This is a genomic window from Bariatricus sp. TF06-38A (assembly GCF_027690675.1).
Classification (GTDB): Bacteria; Bacillota; Clostridia; order Lachnospirales; family Lachnospiraceae; genus Allocoprococcus; species Allocoprococcus comes.
Genome location: NZ_JAQFCE010000001.1, coordinates 202,241 through 220,741 on the forward strand (window position 1 = coordinate 202,241; position 18,501 = coordinate 220,741).

General features: G+C 45.4%; 21 protein-coding genes. All 21 read left to right on the plus strand.

Annotated features, from left to right (window positions below):
• Complete coding sequence (locus PG418_RS00905) at positions 1 to 606, plus strand: hypothetical protein (RefSeq protein ID WP_117636157.1); 606 nt, start codon at positions 1 to 3, stop codon at positions 604 to 606.
• A 164-nt stretch (positions 607 to 770) separates the two neighbouring features.
• Positions 771 to 1,535, plus strand: coding sequence for a ParB N-terminal domain-containing protein (locus PG418_RS00910; RefSeq protein ID WP_117636156.1), 765 nt, complete (start codon positions 771 to 773; stop codon positions 1,533 to 1,535).
• Positions 1,522 to 2,241 (plus strand): GREB1-related protein, encoded by a 720-nt coding sequence (locus PG418_RS00915; protein WP_117636155.1) that lies wholly within the window; start codon positions 1,522 to 1,524, stop codon positions 2,239 to 2,241. The genes PG418_RS00910 and PG418_RS00915 overlap by 14 nt, the downstream gene beginning before the upstream one ends.
• Before the next feature lies 1 nt (position 2,242).
• Positions 2,243 to 3,106, plus strand: coding sequence for a Rossmann-fold NAD(P)-binding domain-containing protein (locus PG418_RS00920; protein ID WP_498836951.1), 864 nt, complete (start codon positions 2,243 to 2,245; stop codon positions 3,104 to 3,106).
• Between the two features lie 96 nt (positions 3,107 to 3,202).
• Positions 3,203 to 3,766, plus strand: coding sequence for a hypothetical protein (locus PG418_RS00925; protein ID WP_117636153.1), 564 nt, complete (start codon positions 3,203 to 3,205; stop codon positions 3,764 to 3,766).
• Between the two features lie 138 nt (positions 3,767 to 3,904).
• Positions 3,905 to 5,749 carry a terminase large subunit domain-containing protein gene (locus tag PG418_RS00930; protein ID WP_330416437.1) on the plus strand — a complete coding sequence of 615 codons (1,845 nt, stop codon included), beginning with the start codon at positions 3,905 to 3,907 and terminating at the stop codon, positions 5,747 to 5,749.
• Positions 5,750 to 5,762: 13 nt separating this feature from the next.
• Positions 5,763 to 7,214, plus strand: coding sequence for a phage portal protein (locus PG418_RS00935; RefSeq protein ID WP_117636152.1), 1,452 nt, complete (start codon positions 5,763 to 5,765; stop codon positions 7,212 to 7,214).
• A 9-nt stretch (positions 7,215 to 7,223) separates the two neighbouring features.
• Positions 7,224 to 7,391, plus strand: coding sequence for a hypothetical protein (locus PG418_RS00940; protein WP_181974004.1), 168 nt, complete (start codon positions 7,224 to 7,226; stop codon positions 7,389 to 7,391).
• Positions 7,385 to 8,614: a phage minor capsid protein gene (locus PG418_RS00945; protein WP_117636151.1), complete on the plus strand. Its 1,230-nt coding sequence runs from the start codon at positions 7,385 to 7,387 to the stop codon at positions 8,612 to 8,614. The genes PG418_RS00940 and PG418_RS00945 overlap by 7 nt, the downstream gene beginning before the upstream one ends.
• A 12-nt stretch (positions 8,615 to 8,626) precedes the next feature.
• Positions 8,627 to 9,118, plus strand: a complete 492-nt coding sequence (locus tag PG418_RS00950; protein ID WP_117636150.1) for a DUF2829 domain-containing protein — start codon at positions 8,627 to 8,629, stop codon at positions 9,116 to 9,118.
• A 304-nt stretch (positions 9,119 to 9,422) separates the two neighbouring features.
• Positions 9,423 to 10,130 (plus strand): phage scaffolding protein, encoded by a 708-nt coding sequence (locus PG418_RS00955; protein ID WP_117636149.1) that lies wholly within the window; start codon positions 9,423 to 9,425, stop codon positions 10,128 to 10,130.
• Positions 10,131 to 10,145: 15 nt separating this feature from the next.
• The gene (locus PG418_RS00960; protein ID WP_117636148.1) at positions 10,146 to 11,045 is read left to right on the plus strand and encodes a capsid protein; all 900 of its coding nucleotides are present in this window, start codon (positions 10,146 to 10,148) and stop codon (positions 11,043 to 11,045) included.
• Between the two features lie 55 nt (positions 11,046 to 11,100).
• Positions 11,101 to 11,481, plus strand: coding sequence for a hypothetical protein (locus tag PG418_RS00965; RefSeq protein ID WP_118110284.1), 381 nt, complete (start codon positions 11,101 to 11,103; stop codon positions 11,479 to 11,481).
• Between the two features lie 55 nt (positions 11,482 to 11,536).
• Entirely contained in the window at positions 11,537 to 11,950 is a 414-nt protein-coding gene (locus PG418_RS00970) for a head-tail connector protein (protein WP_117636146.1), read from the plus strand.
• Positions 11,919 to 12,401 carry a DUF6751 family protein gene (locus PG418_RS00975; protein ID WP_117636145.1) on the plus strand — a complete coding sequence of 161 codons (483 nt, stop codon included), beginning with the start codon at positions 11,919 to 11,921 and terminating at the stop codon, positions 12,399 to 12,401. The genes PG418_RS00970 and PG418_RS00975 overlap by 32 nt, the downstream gene beginning before the upstream one ends.
• Entirely contained in the window at positions 12,401 to 12,784 is a 384-nt protein-coding gene (locus tag PG418_RS00980; RefSeq protein WP_117636144.1) for a minor capsid protein, read from the plus strand. Before PG418_RS00975 ends, PG418_RS00980 begins: the two co-directional genes overlap by 1 nt.
• A 1-nt stretch (position 12,785) precedes the next feature.
• Positions 12,786 to 13,238 (plus strand): hypothetical protein, encoded by a 453-nt coding sequence (locus PG418_RS00985; RefSeq protein ID WP_117636143.1) that lies wholly within the window; start codon positions 12,786 to 12,788, stop codon positions 13,236 to 13,238.
• Complete coding sequence (locus PG418_RS00990; protein ID WP_117636142.1) at positions 13,217 to 13,708, plus strand: hypothetical protein; 492 nt, start codon at positions 13,217 to 13,219, stop codon at positions 13,706 to 13,708. Before PG418_RS00985 ends, PG418_RS00990 begins: the two co-directional genes overlap by 22 nt.
• 36 nt (positions 13,709 to 13,744) lie before the next feature.
• Positions 13,745 to 14,176 carry a DUF6673 family protein gene (locus PG418_RS00995; protein WP_117636141.1) on the plus strand — a complete coding sequence of 144 codons (432 nt, stop codon included), beginning with the start codon at positions 13,745 to 13,747 and terminating at the stop codon, positions 14,174 to 14,176.
• Positions 14,169 to 14,768, plus strand: a complete 600-nt coding sequence (locus tag PG418_RS01000; protein ID WP_498836952.1) for a bacteriophage Gp15 family protein — start codon at positions 14,169 to 14,171, stop codon at positions 14,766 to 14,768. The genes PG418_RS00995 and PG418_RS01000 overlap by 8 nt, the downstream gene beginning before the upstream one ends.
• A 243-nt stretch (positions 14,769 to 15,011) precedes the next feature.
• Entirely contained in the window at positions 15,012 to 18,500 is a 3,489-nt protein-coding gene (locus PG418_RS01005) for a phage tail tape measure protein (protein ID WP_242987417.1), read from the plus strand.
• The last annotated feature ends 1 nt before the right edge of the window (position 18,501 follow it).

An 18,501-nucleotide genomic window follows, 5' to 3' on the forward strand; every position in this document is an offset into this window, starting at 1 on the left:
ATGGGTAAAAACACACCAGGAAAACAAAAGACAGTGAGACTGAGCGAGGAGGAGTTGAAAGAACTCTGCCAGAAAGCAGTCGAGGACGGCGTATCTAAATACATAACCGTGCAGAATCAAAAGAAAAAGCAGGAATGGAGAGGGCTTCTTTTCAGGACTAAGAAGCTCCTGGAGAATTACACAAAGTTGAAGGATTATGCAGAACAGGCAGTTGTCACTCTGGAACAGGCAGAGGAAGTCGATGAAACACTTGTGAACCTGGATGTACTTATGAAGTTCAAATTGTTCGAGGATGACAAGACTTTGCACAGACAGCTCAGGGGAGTAAATGCCGTGAAGTTTATCATGGCACATGTTGACCGGATGCTGGAGGTGTATAAAAGCAACTGTCTTAATTCTTCACAGGAAGTCATGCACAGACGATGGTTTGTGATCGAATACATGTACCTGGAGAGGGAGGACGCCAAGAAAACAACAAAAGAGATCGCTGAGATCTACCAGACAGATATCAGCAATATTCAGAAGGACGCAAAAGAGGCAAGAAACGATCTGACCACATTATTTTTTGGGCTGGATGCGATGGTTTTATATGAGATCCGGGACTAATTTCCGTTTTTCTTCCTTTGACTGTCATTTCAGCCGATGATATAGTATAAACTGCAAATTGTGAAGCAAGGGAAACCGAGCTTGCATTTGCATGGTGCTGTGGTGTACTCATTCTTTCCCATGATTCCCAGGTATCTTCGGATGCCTGGGATATCCGTGGAAGCATGATACACAGAATTGTTTCTACCCTGACGTATAATTCTTCCAAAGAGATCGTATCGGATGATACGGTCTTTTTTATTGCCGGAATGGGAAAGGAGTGGTGCAATAGCATGGATGAAACGAACAAAAAGAGGATCGAAGTAGTGGAGATGCGAGTAGGAGATATTAAGTTCGGATTCGGGAACCCACGAAAGATCAAAAAGAAAAAGAAAGAAGAGCTGGAAAGATCCATAGAACAGTATGGAGATTTCGGTTTATTCCTGATTGATGAAAATAATAACGCCATTGGAGGCAACCAGAGAGCAACCACAATGGCTGCTCAGGATCCGGATAGGATTGTTCTATGTAAGCGATTGATCGGCTATTCTGAGGCGGATCTGAGAGCTATCAACATAAAGGACAATACACACGCCGGAGAGTGGGATCTGGACTTGCTGGCAGACTGGACAGCAGATCTGACTACAGATCTTGGCCTGGATCTGAAAGAGCTGGATCCGAACGAGCGGAAGAAAAAAGAAATGGAGCTTATCAACCTGGAGAAATACAATTATGTATTGATCGTCTGCAAGAATGAGCTGGATTATAATGAGCTTACCCGGAACCTGGGAATAGATGGTGCGATCGTCCGGATGGGTTCCAAAAAGAAATTGAAAGCAAGAGCTGTCTGGTATCACAATATGAAAGCTCAGATAGTGAGTGCTGCGGATGCCGGATCTCCAGATCAGGAAGAGGAAAGCCAGGAAGGGGCAGGCGATGAAGAAGGATAAAACCTTCGGGATCTACGTTCCATCCTACAAAAGATATGACTGCATAAAGACAGACAAGGTTCTGAATGATTGCACCTATGTAGTCAGAGAATCGGAAGAACAGCTATACCGGGATGCAGGAGTAAGGAAGATACTAGCTGCACCGGATCAGGAAATAGACAGCTTGCCAAAAATCAGACAGTGGATCATAGACCATACGCCCGAGGACATTATCGTACAGATTGATGATGACATCGAGCGTTTTTCTTATGTGAATAAAGTCAACATGGAAGAGATCCCGGATCCGGACATCATAGACGCCGAGTTGGTGCGGATCGGACAGATCCTGAGCGATCTGAACCTGGGGTTTGCAAGTATCAGGATGCAGGAATCCGTTATCAAGTATAATGAGGAGTTCCGGTTTTCCTCTACGATCGGATTAGTGTGCTGGTTCAATAAGGCATCATTAAAATCCAGATATGATGAAAATGTCCGGTTTAAGGCAGATACAGATTTTCAGCTGAGCGAGCTTCTGAATAACCGGATCATTATTGTTCCGGAATACATGAGAGCCAAAGCACAGTATGACAAGAACAGCGGAGGGAACAACACGAATAAAAATTCAAGCACCATGAATGAAACCATAGAGTACCTGAAAAATAAGTGGGGGAAATATTACGAACATAATTTCAAAACCAATCAGTCAAAAGTGAAAGTGAGGAGATAGAATGAGGATCCTGATAGTTGGACACGGGGTAGTAGGGAAGAACCTGGAGAAGGAACTGGAAGTGCTGCACCCGGACGTCATAGACAAATATAAACCGGAAGAGAACAAAATTGAAGTTCCTTACGGAGTCCGTTACGATATTGCATTTATTTGTGTGGACACGCCGATCCGAAAGGAAGAGAGAGTGCTATGCGATACCTCAGAGGTAAAAAATGCGATCATGGAGAATGAAGCGGAGATCTACGTGATTAAGAGCACAGTATCTCCAGGAACCACGGAACAGCTCCGGGTAAAAACTGGAAAGAGAATCATATTCAGTCCGGAATACTACGGAGGTACGCAACATTGCAACAACTTTCGCTTCGACTTTACAATCCTGGGAGGAGAGAGAAAGGCTTGCATTGAAGCCATCCAGGTTTTACAGCATGTATACGATGCCAGACACCAGTTTAGGATAACGGACAGTAGAACGGCAGAATTAACAAAATACATGGAGAACTCTTTTCTGGCAACAAAAGTTTCCTTTTGCCAGCAATTCTATTTTATCGCTTCTGAAATGGATGTAGACTATGAGGAATTGAGAGAGCTGTTCGTGCTGGATCCAAGAGTAAACCCTTCTCATACATTCGTTGATCGGCTGCATCCGTACTGGAGTAGCCATTGCCTGGATAAGGATGTGCCAGCTATTGCAGACGCATATGAAGCTTCACTACTCCAGGAAATTATCAAGTTCAATGAGAATACAAAGAAATGTTTGGGGATCATCAGGAGAGCAGAGATCCCGGAAGGGATAAAAAACGATATGCTCATGTACCAGGCAGGAGTAAGGAGAAAAGAGATCCTGAAAGACCAGGAAACACCGTAAAATCGAGGTTTTGTGAACATTTCGTTAAAATGCAGTATACGCCTTTACATCGGTTTTTCTGTACGCTACAATAAAAGAAAAGGTAGGTAACAGAATATGGGATATGATTTGAGAACACAGAGAGGCTACGATTTTTACTTAGTATCTTCATCATTGCAGAAAGCAATCAGAAGAGGAGACGTCAGATGTGCAGGATATTTTGCACTGGAACTTTTCCCAAAGTACAGCGAGTATTGTTGGAAGAGATTACTGACAGTATCAGCGGAAGATTGCTACGGCCCGATCACAAAAGAGATCATGGCACTGTACGAAGGATTCAAGATAGTGAACAAGGGAAAGAGAGGGGATCAGCTCGGAGGAAGAATCTTTATTTCCAAAGCGGTCATTTTATTATGCACTCAGCCACACAGTAGAGATGCGGATGTGCTTTCCAATTTCGTTTACGATCGGAAAAGAGGGCTCACAGACGATCAGATCAACGCCTACATGGAAGAGGCAAGAAATGAAAACATTCCGATTCCTGATTATGCGTATGACGTACATACACGCCAGGGAAAAATGAAAGGCAAGACAAAGGCAGATTTCTTCATAGAAGAGGATCAGTCACTTGCATACAGACAGCTTTCCCTTTTTGATGATATCAACATAGGCGTGATGTAAAGCCGAGAGGCGGCAGGGAGGCGGAGCCGAGATCCTGCACCCACAATAGAACACAAAAGCAAATGAGAGGCATTTCCGGACACCCGGAGGTGCCTTTTTCGTTCCTCAGAAATATAACAAAAGTTGGTAGGTGGTGATGTGTCAAATGAGGAAAACTTAATACAAAACAGAACGGATATAACTCCGGAACAACGCCGTGCCAACGCACGGAAAGCTGGTCTTGCGTCAGCAGCTGCTAAGAAGCGGAGAAAGAACATGAAAAACTCCATGCAAGAGCTTCTGAACATGGAAATTACACCAGCGATGAAAGCCCAGATGCAAAGTCTGGGACTTCTGGACTGCGATTGGACGTATGCTGACTGGATCAACGTATGTGCAATGCAACAAGCCATGAAAGGGAATGTCCGGGCGATGGAGTTCATCCGAGATACTGCCGGATTTAATCCGGAGCTTGCACTGAAAGAGCAAATGTTCGAGTATGAGAAACAGAAAGAACAGGGTGCGGCGGTCGAGATCGAGGATATCTCAGATGTCTTGGCTCTGATTCACGGGTACAGCGCATGGGAAGAGATCCTGAATGATGGTGTAGTTTGTATGCCGATCAAGACCATCACTTACAATTTCGGTCAGAAACATCTGGATTATATCAAGAAGTGTCACTATAACACCTACAATATCGCTGAGGGTGCTGTTCGTGCCGGAAAGACGGTAGATAATGTTATTGCTTTCGCTTATGAATTGTGCCGTGCTCCGGATAAATTCCACCTTGCCACCGGATCCACGATGGCGAATGCAAAATTGAATATAGGCGATGCCAACGGCTTTGGACTTGAGTATATCTTCCGGGGACAATGCCGATGGAGTAAGTATAAAGACAATGACTGCCTGATTATTCGAGGTCCATACACGAACTTTGAAGAAAAGGTAGTTATTTTTGCTGGTGGTAAATCATCGGACAGTTACAAGAAGATCCGTGGTAACTCATACGGTATGTGGATTGCTACAGAGATCAACTTGCACCACGATAACACCATAAAAGAGGCGTTCAACCGACAGTTAGCCGCTAAGAAGATCAAGATATTCTGGGATCTGAACCCTGAGCACCCGAAAGCTCCGATCTATGTTGATTATCTGGATAAGTGGGAGGAGAAGAACCGGAAGGGAACGCTGGTAGGTGGTTACAATTACGAACACTTTACCATTTTTGACAATATCAACATTACCCAGGAACGTATTGACGAGATCATCAGCCGATACGATCCAGGAAGTATCTGGTACATCCGGGATATTGAAGGAAAACGAAGCATTGCAGAAGGCTTGATTTACGCTAAATTAGCCACTTCGATAGCAGCCAGGGATAACAAATACCTTATGCCTAAGAAAGAAGCCCAGAAATTGGCAAAACAAGGCGGATTCGCACGAATAAATATCGGTGTGGACTTCGGCGGAAATGGATCTGGACATTCTTTCGTTGCAATCGGAGAGACAGTTGGATTTGAGAAACTGATCGTCTTGAAAAGTAAACGATATCTGGAGGGATCCATTGATCCGGAAACCCAGAAGAGAGTAGCGGAGATTGATCCGGAAGATCTTGGTAAGCTGTTTGTGAAGTTTGTAAATGAGATCCTGAAAGATTATGGATATATCACGAAGGTATATGCAGATTCCGCAGAACAGGTTCTGATCCGTGGACTGAAAACAGCATTGCTAAAAAATGGACTTGCAACTATCAAGGTCGTAAATGCTTTGAAATCAAAAATCAATGATCGAATATTCGCCACAACCGCCCTTACTGCTATGGGGCGGCTTTATTATACCGAGGAATGTGAGACATTCCAGGAAGCTGTCAGCATGGCAGTGTGGAACCCTAAGAATATTGATCTGGAAAGACTGGACGATGGTACGTCCGATATAGATACACTGGATGCCTTCGAGTACACCTGGGAAAGAGATATAGGCAAATACATCAAGAAAGCCACATAGGAGGTGGAAACAGTTGGCTATTACAGATTTTTTAAGGAGGGTGGTAGGAAAGATGTTTCCGAAGCAGAATTTGGAACGGAAGCTAAATGTGCAGATAGCAACATCCGGAGTAATGGATAATGCTATTTCCTTATGGCTTCAAATGTATGAAAATAAGCCCCCGTGGATGGGAGGCGAAGCGGACACCAGGACAATGAACCTTCCGGCTGCAATCGCAGAGGAGTTCTCCAGATTGATCCTGACAGAGTTTGAGTTCAAGTTGGAGGGAAGTGCGAGAGCTGATTTCCTCAACGATCAATTCCAGAACTACCTAAGCAATTTTGACAACATCGTAGAAATGTGGGGAGCGCTTGGAGGAATTGCGATAAAACCGTATGTGTCCGGATCGGATCCATTAACCGGGAAACCAGACAAGATTCAGTTGGATTTTATTCAGGCGAACAGATTCTATCCAACAGCATTCAACAGCAACAAAGAAATCACGGGAGCTGTCTTTATTGATTCTAAACGTGTTGGAGATTACCTCTATACACGCCTGGAGCATCACAACCTGGAGGGGGATCACTACACAGTAGTAAATAAAGCATACAGATCTGAGAGGCTAAACACGATGACAACCGAGGACGATCAGATCAGTGTGGAGCACCCATTCATGCAGGAGGTTCCATTGGAGACAATCGAAGAATGGGCTGGACTGGAGCCGGTAACGGAAATGGACGGGATCGAAAGACCGTTCTTTTTGTATGTAAAGGTTCCGAGAGCGAACAACATTGATCCTCATTCCCCACTGGGAGCATCGACCTATTCCAGAGCAGTTGAAGTGATCCAGGAGGCAGATATCCAGTATTCCCGGATCCTTTGGGAATATGAAGCGAAAGAGGCTGCCATTGATGCTTCACAAGATATCTTTGATATTGACAAGAACGCACAGCCGATCCTTCCGAGAGGACGTGAGCGATTATTCCGTACCTACGACATGGAAGGAAAGAACAATAACGCTATGCTCCAACCTTACAGCCCGGATATCAGAGACAGTTCCATGTTCAAGGGGCTGGATGAATTGCTCAGGAGAGTAGAGTTTTTATGTGGGCTTGCATACGGGACATTATCCAATCCAAACCAGGTTGACCGGACAGCTACAGAGATCAAGGCGTCAAAACAGAGATCCTATACAACGGTCAGCAACATGCAGAAAGCCTGGGATAATGGATTAGATAGTCTGATTGAAATTATGAACACGCTATGCGATCTGTACGGAATCACTCCGGCTGGAGAGATCCAGAAGCTGTGCTCCTGGGGGGATGGAGTTCTGGAAGATACAGAGGTTGAGTATCAGAGACGATGGTCTATGGTGCTTGCTGGCAAATTAAAGGTTGAGAAATTCTATGCGTGGTACTTCGGTTGTACCGAGGAGGAAGCAAAAGAATACATCCCGGAGGAAAACACATATCCGCCGGAAGAGTAGGAGGAGAATATGGCAATGATAGGTAGTCCGGACAATGTTCCGGATTTTCTTATGTCCGTCCACCAGTGCCGGGACTGCGAAACAGATCCCCCAGAGTGTACGGATGAAATAAAAAGGACATGCCCTTTTTATCATATCCGGAATGATCCGGAAGATCAGGAAAATGGCACATGCTGACACCAGAGTATCTGAACTCATGCACTGATTATCTGCTTGGCATGTATGACGCACTGAATCAGTCTATTGCAGAAGATATTGCCCGTAGGATTGTAAAGACCGGACAAATGACGGATAGTGCGAAATGGCAGGTAAAACAGCTCAGAGAGAACGGAGAACTGATGCAGGACATCGTGAAGGACGTTGCCAGGATATCCGGAAAGTCGCAGAATGAGGTAAAAAGACTTTTTCAGGATTCTGCACGAACCGGAGTGCGATATGATGCACAACCACTTCTGAAAGCTGGTTATGATATCGACCTGAAATTATCTCCGGCAATGAACCAGGTGTTAGAGGCTGCCATTGCAAAGACGAATGGCAATATACGCAACCTGACAATGACAACCGGATCCACCACTGGAGGCTTATATCTGGAGGCAACCAACCTTGCCTATATGAAAGCAACTGCTGGCGGATTTTCGTACTATGAGGCGATCAGAGAGGCAATCAAACAAGCTGCTAAAGATGGTGGGTACGTGTTGTACGGGAAAGGGAACAGATCACAGCTTGACGTAGCGATCCGGAGATCTGTATTAACCGGACTGAATCAGACAGCCGGGAAGCTGACAGAGCTATATGCTGAGGACATGGACGTGGAATATTACGAAACCACAGCCCATGCCGGAGCCAGACCTTCTCATGCCGAGTGGCAAGGGAGGGTTTTTAAGATTCACGGATCGTCTCCAGATTACCCGAATTTCGTAGATTCTACCGGATACGGATCCGGAGCTGGACTATGTGGGTGGAATTGCCGACACAGCTTCTATCCATACTGGCCGGGAATATCAAGCCCGGCATACTCAAAAGAGAGGCTGGCAGAATATGACCGGGCGAAATACTCATACAACGGCGATATGCTGACAGATTATGAGTGTTCACAGATTCAGAGAGCGTATGAAAGAGAGATCCGAGAGATCAAACGTATTCTTTCCAGTTACGATGCGGCAATGCAGGAATCACGAAGTGAAGTACAGATCCAGTGCATCCAGGAGGATTTCACATCGGAGAGCGTGAAGCTGAAAAAGAAAGAGAGGGAGTTGAAAAACTTCTGTAATGACACCAACCGGAACTACGACAGTGCCAGAAACCAAGTGGTAGCGTACAAGGATAGCAACGGGAAGATTGTCAATTTTGGAAGATCCACAGCTCAAAAGGCTGTATGGGCGAATAAAAAATCAAATTAGGAGGAATCACACATGAATTTTAGTGAAGCATTTGCATTGATGAAACGTGGAGAAAAGGTAAAACTGCCGTCATGGGCTGGCTATTGGTACTGGTCAAAGGAAAAACAGACAATCATCATGCACACAAAAGATGGCGTTGATATGGACATCCGTGAGACACAGATTCCGGATTACACATTCGGAAACATCGCAACGGATGAATGGGTTCTTGCGGATGGTAAGAATTGTCCGGAACTTGGAGGAGAGGCTACGTTTGGATTCGGGGATGCGTACAAATTCCTGGAGCGTGGCGTTAAGGTGGCAAGAAAAGGCTGGAACGGAAAAGGGATTTACCTTGAAATGCAGTTCCCGGATGAACACAGCAAAATGACTCAGCAGTATGTCTATATCGTCACTACCGGGCTTGTGACCGACAATGAAAATGCACCGAAAGGGCTTGTGCCATGGACACCATCTCAGACAGATATGGCAGCTAAGGACTGGGTTATATTCACAGAAGAGTAGAAAGGCGGTGATCCTGATATCTCCCACCTATGGGTTAAATAGGAGGCGGATATAGGCGATCAGCGGTAAGAATGAAGAAATACTCACACAATGGAATAAAAGGTGTACATGAGGCTATACGAAGCTCTCAGGTATGCTTTACGCAGAGGGATTGTCAATAAAAGGCAATCCTTTTGTTTTGCCCTGGAGGTATGGCATATAAACTACTCGGTTCCCCATCGTGCCGGGATATAAATGCACGATAGCAGAGCCGGAGTGAACCGGAATCTAAATGAAATCAGCGAAGAAAGGAAGGTAAGTGACAATGGCTTACGATTTTTTGAAGAAACTTTTTAAGAAGGACGAAAACGGAGCGATCATTCCCATGACTGCCGAGGAACTGGAGGCTGCCATTGATGCAGATAAAAACATCAAGATAGTAGATCTGTCAGCTGGCGGTTATATCGCAAAGGACAAATTCGATGCGAAAGAAACTGAGCTTAAGGGAGTGAAAAAGCAGTTGGAAGATGCCAACACCCAGATTAAATCATTTGAGGATCAGGACGTTGACGGAATCAAGAAAAAGGTTTCTGAGTGGGAACAGAAGTATAACACCGATACTCAGGCACTGAGAGACCAGATGGCAGCTCAGAGCAGATCCCACGCTGAGGATATGTTCCTCTCTGGATATAAGTTCACATCAAAAGCCGCAAGAAAAGGCGTACTGGACGAACTGAGATCCAAGAAATTCCAGTTGGATGACAACGGAACATTCCTGGGAGCAAAAGAGTTCATGGATTCCCTTATGGGGGACGAGGACTACAAAGGTGCATTCGTAACCGAAAACAAGGATGGAGGTGCTGGATCCGGTGCTGAAGGTGGCAACGGAGGATCCGGAGCAGGTGCCGGAGGTCAGGGCGGAAATCCACCGAGATTTTCTGCCGGAGCAAACGGAGGAACACCAGCCGGAGGAAATCAGAACCCATTCCTGAACATGGGCTTTAACAGATTAAGACAGCCTAAAGAAAATTAAGGAGGATAACAGAATATGGCAGCTTTAAATTATGCTAAAGAATATCAGCAGGCACTGGAGCAGGAGTTCCCTTATGTACTCTACTTCGGTGCTCTTTTTGCAACACCGAACAACGGAAGATACCGCTGGGTAAACTCAAACGTGATTGAGATCCCGACTATCACTACAACCGGACGTGTGGACGGAGACAGAGACACAATCGGTCAGAAGAAACGTAACTACAACAACTCCTGGACACCACTCCAGGTAACTAACCACAGAACATGGAGCACTTTGGTTCATCCTCGTGATATCCAGGAAACAAACCAGGTAGCCTCCATTGCGAACATTACAAGAGTGTTCAATGAGGAGCAGAAGTTCCCAGAAATGAACTGCTATCTCATTTCCAAACTGTATGCGGATTACACTGCAAAGAGCAAGACAGCAGATCAGACAGTCCTCACAACGGATAATGTCCTTGATGTATTCGATAAGATGATGACTGCAATGGACAACAAACGTGTTCCGAGAGCTGGACGTATTCTCTACGTTACTCCGGATGTTCGTACTCTCATTACCAATGCAAAGGCTATCGTCAAGACCATTGACGTATCTAAGAGATCTGAGGCGTTAAAGAGAGCGATCACATCCATTGATGAAGTGGAGATTCCGGACAGCGTACCGTCCGATATGATGAAAACTGCATATGACTTCACAGAGGGCTGGGAAGTTGATGCTCAGGCAGATCAGATCAACATGTGCCTGGTTCATCCGCTGGCAGTTATCACACCTACAAACTATGAATTCGCACAGCTGGATCCACCGTCTGCCGGATCTGAGGGTAAGTGGGAATACTTCGAGGAATCCTTCGAGGACGTATTCTTGCTTCCGAACAAAGTTGATGCGATCGCATTCAACATCACAAAACATTCATAAGATGGACGTTACGGGAGGAGCCAATAGGCTCCTTTTCCCGTAGAAAGGAGAATCAATGTTAAAAGCAAGAAAAGCAAACAGAGTGGTCAAGATCCCGGACGAAAAAAAGAAAACATATATCGCTCTGGGGTATACGATCACTGATATGGACGGTAACGTGCTCCATGAACACGTAGAACCGAGCGAAAAACTGGCTGAGGCCGAGAAAGAGATCGAGGATCTGAAAGCAAAACTGGAAGAGGCTTCCGAGTATGCAGAAAAAGCAGATAAGAAGATCGAGGATCTGGAGAAGAAAAACGCTGAGGCCGAGAAAGAGATCGAGGATCTGAAAGCTCAGCTCACTTCTGCAGGTGCAGAACAGGCAACAACTCCGGATCCGGAACCAGCTCCGGCATCAAAGAAATCCACAAAGGCATCCTCTAAGGCTGAGAAATAAGCCTCAGAGGATCTTTCCTGTTTAGACGGGAAAATCTACGGGAGGTGTATTAAAAATGTCTGACGAGACTATACGGACGCCATACGTTGACTATGATTACTATTCCAAAGACTACAGAGGTACAGAGACAAGCAAAACCACTTTTGAGCAGAATCTGAAATGGGCTACGGCTCTGATAGATACAATAACCTTCGGACGGATCAGGAGCCTGGAGGTTATCCCTGACTGCGTGAAAGATGCGATATGCTGTGCAGTTGAGAAATACTCCACATACCAAAAACTCCGGAACCAGGAATTGAAGTCTGAGAGCAACGATGGATATTCAGTATCATACGCCGATGCCGGGAAAGAATCAGATATGCGTCAGGAAGTGATCGCTGACATGAAGATCTATCTGTCCGGCACTGGCTTAACGTACAGAGGGAGGTCAAGGAAGTATGATTACAAACCAGGACATCACTATTTTTAACCTTCGTCTGGACAAAGAAACCCGGAGGGAGGTTTTTATCCCTACCAACATTTCGGAGGTATCATTCGTGGATGCGAGATCTTCCGGAGGATCAGCCTCAGAACGTGAAGAGAATCTGCATTTTAGGATCAGGATCCCAGTAAATGCCAGAGTGCAGGATTCACGGACATACATCTCAGAGGACAAATACAAGCTCCTAGACGATGAAGAGGCTAAGAAACATTGGACGTTACAGAAAGGCTGTTACATCATTACCGGAACCATTTTCTACAATGGAGAATGGAAGTTTGATGATTTTGATTTCAGCAGTGGAGTTATCACATCGTCACGGATCCGGGACTTCCTGGATCTTTTTAAGTATGACCGTGATATCGTTCATGTTACTGAGTATGCAGACAACACCCTGAGGGGATCCGATGCCGTAAAACACTGGAGGGTAGGTGGTGCTTAGTGGCTTTTAAGGAGATCACGACACCGAAAGGCGTTATCATCCAGGGAAAGAACGGAAAAGCAGAACTAAAGTGGGATCCTTCATTTGTTCCAAAAACGAACCAGAAGTTTACCCGGATGCAGAAATTCGTTGATTCTGAGGTGCTGCGGAGATGCAGTCCCAGAGTACCTTTTCAAACTGGAACGTTGGAGAAATCCGGAAAACTGGGAACCACAGTAGGAAGCGGAATTGTGGAGTATATTGCACCATACGCCAGAAAACAATACTGGGACACTTCCGAAACGAGAGATTATGATCCGAATAGAGGAGCTAAGTGGTTTGAACGAATGAAGGTGGCTGAGAAAGCCGAGATCCTGGAAGGTGCAAGGAAAATAGGAGGATAGCATGGCTGATTCAATCCTGGAGGGCATTGTCGAACATATTGCGACATGCCCTCTTTTGCAAGATGGGGTATTCCGTGTGGATGCCCTGGGGGATCAGGCCGTGGAGTACACGATCGAAACCGGAGTATTTGATCCTGTTATCAAACGTTACGTCAATGGGGACGAAGTGAAGCAGTATCAATTTAATTTTGGGAGCAGAGAGTATTACTCCATGGATCGGATCCAGAATATCCAGAACAGCGCATTTTATGAGAAATTCGCAAATTGGATCGAGGATCAGAACCGTAAAGAGATTTTTCCGGATCTTCCGGAAAATTGCTATGCGGAGAAGATAGAAGTGCTTTCCAATGGGTACATGTTTGATGGATCCATGAGAAACGCCAGATACCAGATACAGTTAAGATTGATTTACCAGAAGGAGGTAGCACAAGAATGTCAAAACGAACAGCGGTAATGCGTCACATGATTGCCGATTACCTGAATGTAGGCACTACTGAAAAAGCGGAGTATGCACTCATGGGAACCGGATTTACTACCCTGGACGAAAGCCCAGGAGCACAGACGGAATCTGTGAAATACGTCAACGAGAAGAGTTCTTCTTCTTCCGTGACCGGATATGAAACCAGCTTTCCTTTTGAAGCTGATCACATCCAGGAGGAGAAAGCTGTTGACGCTCTTTACATGGTTGGAAGAAATCATTATACCGGATCCGATGCAGAGTTTGAATATGTAAGAGTTGAACTTTGGAACAAAGGAACCGGAACAAACGAGTTTGAAGCAAGAAAATTCCTCGTTTCATGCGAGGTATCTGATTATTCCGGAGAGAATAAGCAGGTTGTCAAAGGAAACCTGAATGCAGTTGGGGATCCGATCCTTGGTACATTTAATACTGAGACAAAAACATTCACAGCGGCTACCGAGTAGGGAGCTGCTGATTTTTAATTCAGGAGGTAAAGAAAAATGAGTAAAGTTACCATTAACGGAGTAGATCTTGAACTGGATCTGATGGATGCAGACGTAGTAGAAAAATTTGAGGATCTGAATAAATGGATCGTGAAAAAGATCCAGGATCCTAATGCGTATGAAGGCTTATCAACGGCTGATGGAATGAGATATCAGTGTGCCTGCGTAAATGAATACTTCGATGAACTGTTTGGAGCCGGAACAGCCGAGAAGGTGTTCCACAAGAACAATAACCTGGGAATCCGTATGGAGGGATTCGCCCAGGTAACTGCATTGTCTGGAGAGGCGAAAACCTTTATGGATGATCTTTCGGCAAAATACGGATCTGGAAGAGTACAGAACAGACAGCAGAGAAGAGCTGAACAGAGAAAAGGTGGCAAAAACAAGCACCAGAACAGAAACAATTTTAATGCCGTAAACAATGGCTAACATCATTCTGGACGTGCTTCCTGAAACAGTAGAAATAGACGGTGCGGAGTATCGGATCAATTCCGATTTCCGCATTTCTATTCTGTTTGAATTACTCATGCAGGACGATGAGGTGGGAAAACGTCAGAAACTTATTCAGGGGTTAAAACTTTATTACCCGGAGATTCCACAGAACATGACAGAAGCGGTCGAAAAAATGATCTGGTTTTACAGATGCGGCAGAGAAACCGAGAATGATCGCTCAGGATCCGGAGGAAGCGGATCAAAGCAAGTATACTCATTTGAATATGACGATGACTATATCTATGCGGCTTTCCTGGAGCAATACGGTATTGATTTACAAGATGTGGAGGATCTTCACTGGTGGAAGTTCAGGGCTTTATTTAAGGCACTGGAAGAGGACACGGAGTTTGTAAAGATCATGGGGTATAGAAGTATCAACATAACCTCCACGATGTCTAAGGAACAGAGAGAGTTCTACAAGAAAATGCAGACTGTACACGCCCTTCCTATCCCGGATGCCGAAAGAGAGGCAAATGAACTCCTGACAGAAGCTCTGCTACATGGCGGAGATCTTACCGGATTGGTATAAGGAGGTGGCTGCATAGTTTGAAAATAGACAGAAAGAAGTATACCCAGGTGGTTTGTCCTGCATGTGGGTATCGGATGCCTCTTTTCTTTACTGAGGAGGCAGAGTGTAAGGGAGTGCAAGTAGCTTGTAAAGGGCGAAAGTGCTCTAATGTTTTTGAAGTGAAAATTAAATACGGACAACAGATTAAGTAGTGCCATTATGAGCCGATAATCCATTGTTTGCCCTTAAAGTGAGGTGAAAACATTGGGCTATGATGGCACACTAAAATTTGATACCTCCATAGATTCTTCTGGATTCCAGGACGGTATCAGTAAAATTGGTTCCTGTGCTTCCACTGCATTAAAAGCTACAACTGCGATCATCGGAGGAGCAGCAACAGCTGTAGTGGGGATCGGAACTGCGGCGATCAAAACCGGAGCAAACTTTGAATCGTCTATGTCCAATGTGGCAGCAATATCCGGAGCTACCGGGGATGAATTGAAAAGCCTGACGGATAAAGCAAAAGAGATGGGTGCTAAAACGAAATTTAGTGCTTCTGAATCGGCGGATGCCTTTTCTTACATGGCGATGGCTGGATGGAAAACTGCCGACATGCTAGACGGTATTGAAGGTATTATGAACCTGGCGGCTGCTTCCGGAGAGGATCTGGCAACAACCAGTGATATTGTTACCGATGCTTTGACGGCTTTTGGGCTATCCGCATCGGATTCTACGCATTTTGCAGATATCCTGGCAAAAGCATCATCCAATGCCAACACCAACGTAGGCATGATGGGAGAGACATTTAAGTATGTTGCACCAGTTGCCGGAGCTCTTGGGTTCTCTGCGGAGGATTGTGCTACAGCAATCGGACTGATGGCTAACTCCGGAATTAAGGCGAGCCAGGCAGGTACTTCTCTGCGAAGCATCTTTACCAGAATGGCGAAACCGACTAAGGAAGTCCAGGGAGCTATGGATGCCCTTGGAATATCTCTGACAAAGAGTGACGGATCTATGAAATCTCTGAATGAGATCATGGTGGATCTGAGAAAAGGTTTCTCCGGACTGACACAAGATCAGAAAGCTCAAATGGCTGCCGCTTTAGGCGGACAGGAAGCAATGTCTGGATTGCTCGCAATCGTAAATGCTTCCGATGATGATTTTAACAAGCTATCGGATTCTATCGCAAACTGCGATGGTGCTGCCGCTGATATGGCGGAAACCATGAACGACAACCTGAGTGGACAAATTACGATCCTGAAATCAGGTTTAGAAGGTCTTGCTATTTCCTTGTACGAGGAGATGCAGACACCATTAAAAGATATTGTCAAAGAAGCCCAGACGATGGTCCAGGGACTGCAAGAGGCATTCAATGACGGTGGACTCGATTCCCTGGTAACAAAAGCCGGGGAAGTTATGGCTCAGATCGTAACCGAGGTTGCACAAGCGGCACCGAAACTGATCGGAACTGCTGAAAACCTCGTAGGTTCCTTTATCCAGGGAATCGTAGATCACAAGAGCGAATTTGCAGCTGCCGGAGCAACGATGGTTGCGGAACTGGTACGTGCGATCACGGATGTTGCCGGGGACATGTGGTCGGCTGGAATTTATCTGTTTACGGAATTTCTCCAGGCGATGACAGACCATTCAGAAGAAATGGGACAGTCCTTCGGTGAAATGATAAGTAAAATTGGCGAGGTTGTTCAAACAAACTTGCCATTGATTATCCAGGCGGCAAAAGATTTTGTTGCCGGATTCTGCCAGGGGCTGAGTGAAGAGTTTCCTGGTGTTTCTGCTTTGCTGGATGGATTCTTCCAGGGATTTTTAGATACTGCCGGGGAAATTGTACAAGGTGTCGTAGATCTGATTGGAGATATTTTCTCCGTGATCGACAGCCAGGATCCGGCTACCATGGAAGCGATCGGAAAAGCGATCGGAACCATTGCAGCGTCTATTGCGGCACTGAAAGTTGCTAAAGATGTTGTAGGATCAGTAAGCAGTCTTTTCTCTATCCTGAAAACGTTCAAGGGTGGAGTTTCCGGAATTGTCGGAGTAGTAGGAAAAGCGGTTGAAGGGTTTGCCCTCTGGAAGGGCGGAGCAGGAACCCTGGGAGAAGTAATTGCATTAGAGTTCCCTAAACTGGCTGCCTTTGGAACAAAACTCAGCGGACTTGCTACAACAGCAGGATCCGTGATGACAAAGATCGGATCATTTATCGGCTCTGCGGTCTCTACGATCGGAGAGTTTTTTGCTACCTTCGGAACAGTCATTGCCGGGGTAGGATCTATCATAGCTGGTGCGATACTTGCGGTCACAAATTTCATTGACATGTTCAAGAACGGATTCAGCATAATAAAAGATATCCTGATGGGAGTTGGAATTGCCCTGGCTGCGGTTGGAGCAGTAATCCTGGGAGCACCTGCACTGGTAGCGGCTGCGATTGCAGGAATTGTATTTGCGGTTGCAAATCTGGTTATCGTGATAAAGGAACATTGGGATCAGATCGTTGAATTTATTCAGCAAATCCCATCAAAAATCGGTGAAATTGTAGATGCCGTGGTTGCCTGGTTTGAGGCTTTACCTGGACGTATTTCTGAGTTCCTATCTCAGGTTATTTCGGGAATCCAGGAGTGGGGATCTAATTTACTGGAATCTGCATCACAAGTGGTAAGCGCTGCGATTGATGCGATCGTGCAATTTTTTACAGATCTTCCATACAAGATCGGCTACGCCCTGGGATTTGTCATCGGGAAGCTGATTGAATTTGGTATAAATGCGGTCAACTGGGTAAAAACGAATGTTCCGATCATCATTGATAACATTGTTACATTTTTCAGTGAATTGCCAGGCAAGATCTGGACATGGCTCACGAATACCTATAACAATTTTGTTACCTGGGGAAGCAACATGCTCCAGAAAGCACGAGAAGCGGCACAGAACGTAATTGATACAGTTGTGACATTCTTCTCCGAATTACCAGGAAAGGTACAGCAATGGCTCCATAACACGCTCCAGAACCTCATTACATGGGGATCTAATATGCTGAGCAATGCCAGAACAGCTGCAAGCAACACGATCGCTACAATCGTGAACTTTTTCTCTCAGCTTCCAGGTAAGATCTGGACATGGCTGTGCAATACAGCATCAAAAGTAGTTTCCTGGGGATCAGATCTGATGTCCAAGGGACGTGAAGCGGCTAATAAGCTGGTAAATGCTGTCCTGAACGGAGTAAGAAACTTACCGTCACAGATGATGTCGGTCGGACGAAATATCGTAACAGGTGTATGGAACGGAATCTGCAATGCGGCTGGATGGTTCAGAAGTCAGGTTAGGAGCTTCTTCTCTGGAATTGTTGACGGAGTAAAAGGCGCTCTCGGAATACATTCTCCATCAAGAGTATTCGCAAAAGAAGTTGGACGATGGATCCCACCTGGCGTTGGTGTTGGTATCGAAGATTCCATGCCGGATCTGGAGAAACAGACGGACAAAGAAATGGAGGCCCTTGCGGATCGGATGCAGGCTGCAGTAAATGTCGAAACCGGAAAGATTACACTGGATAAGAATACAAGCCAGACATACAAAGTTGAACAGGAAAACGGACAATCATTCGTTGAAAGCAAAACTGAGGTTGTAATCGAAGGGGAGACGCATGTACACGTTGACCTGGACGAAAAGGAGATAGGCCACGCAACAACACCTATCGTAGATAAAGATATGGGTAGAATAGACACCCATAAAAAGAGAGGGGGTTAAT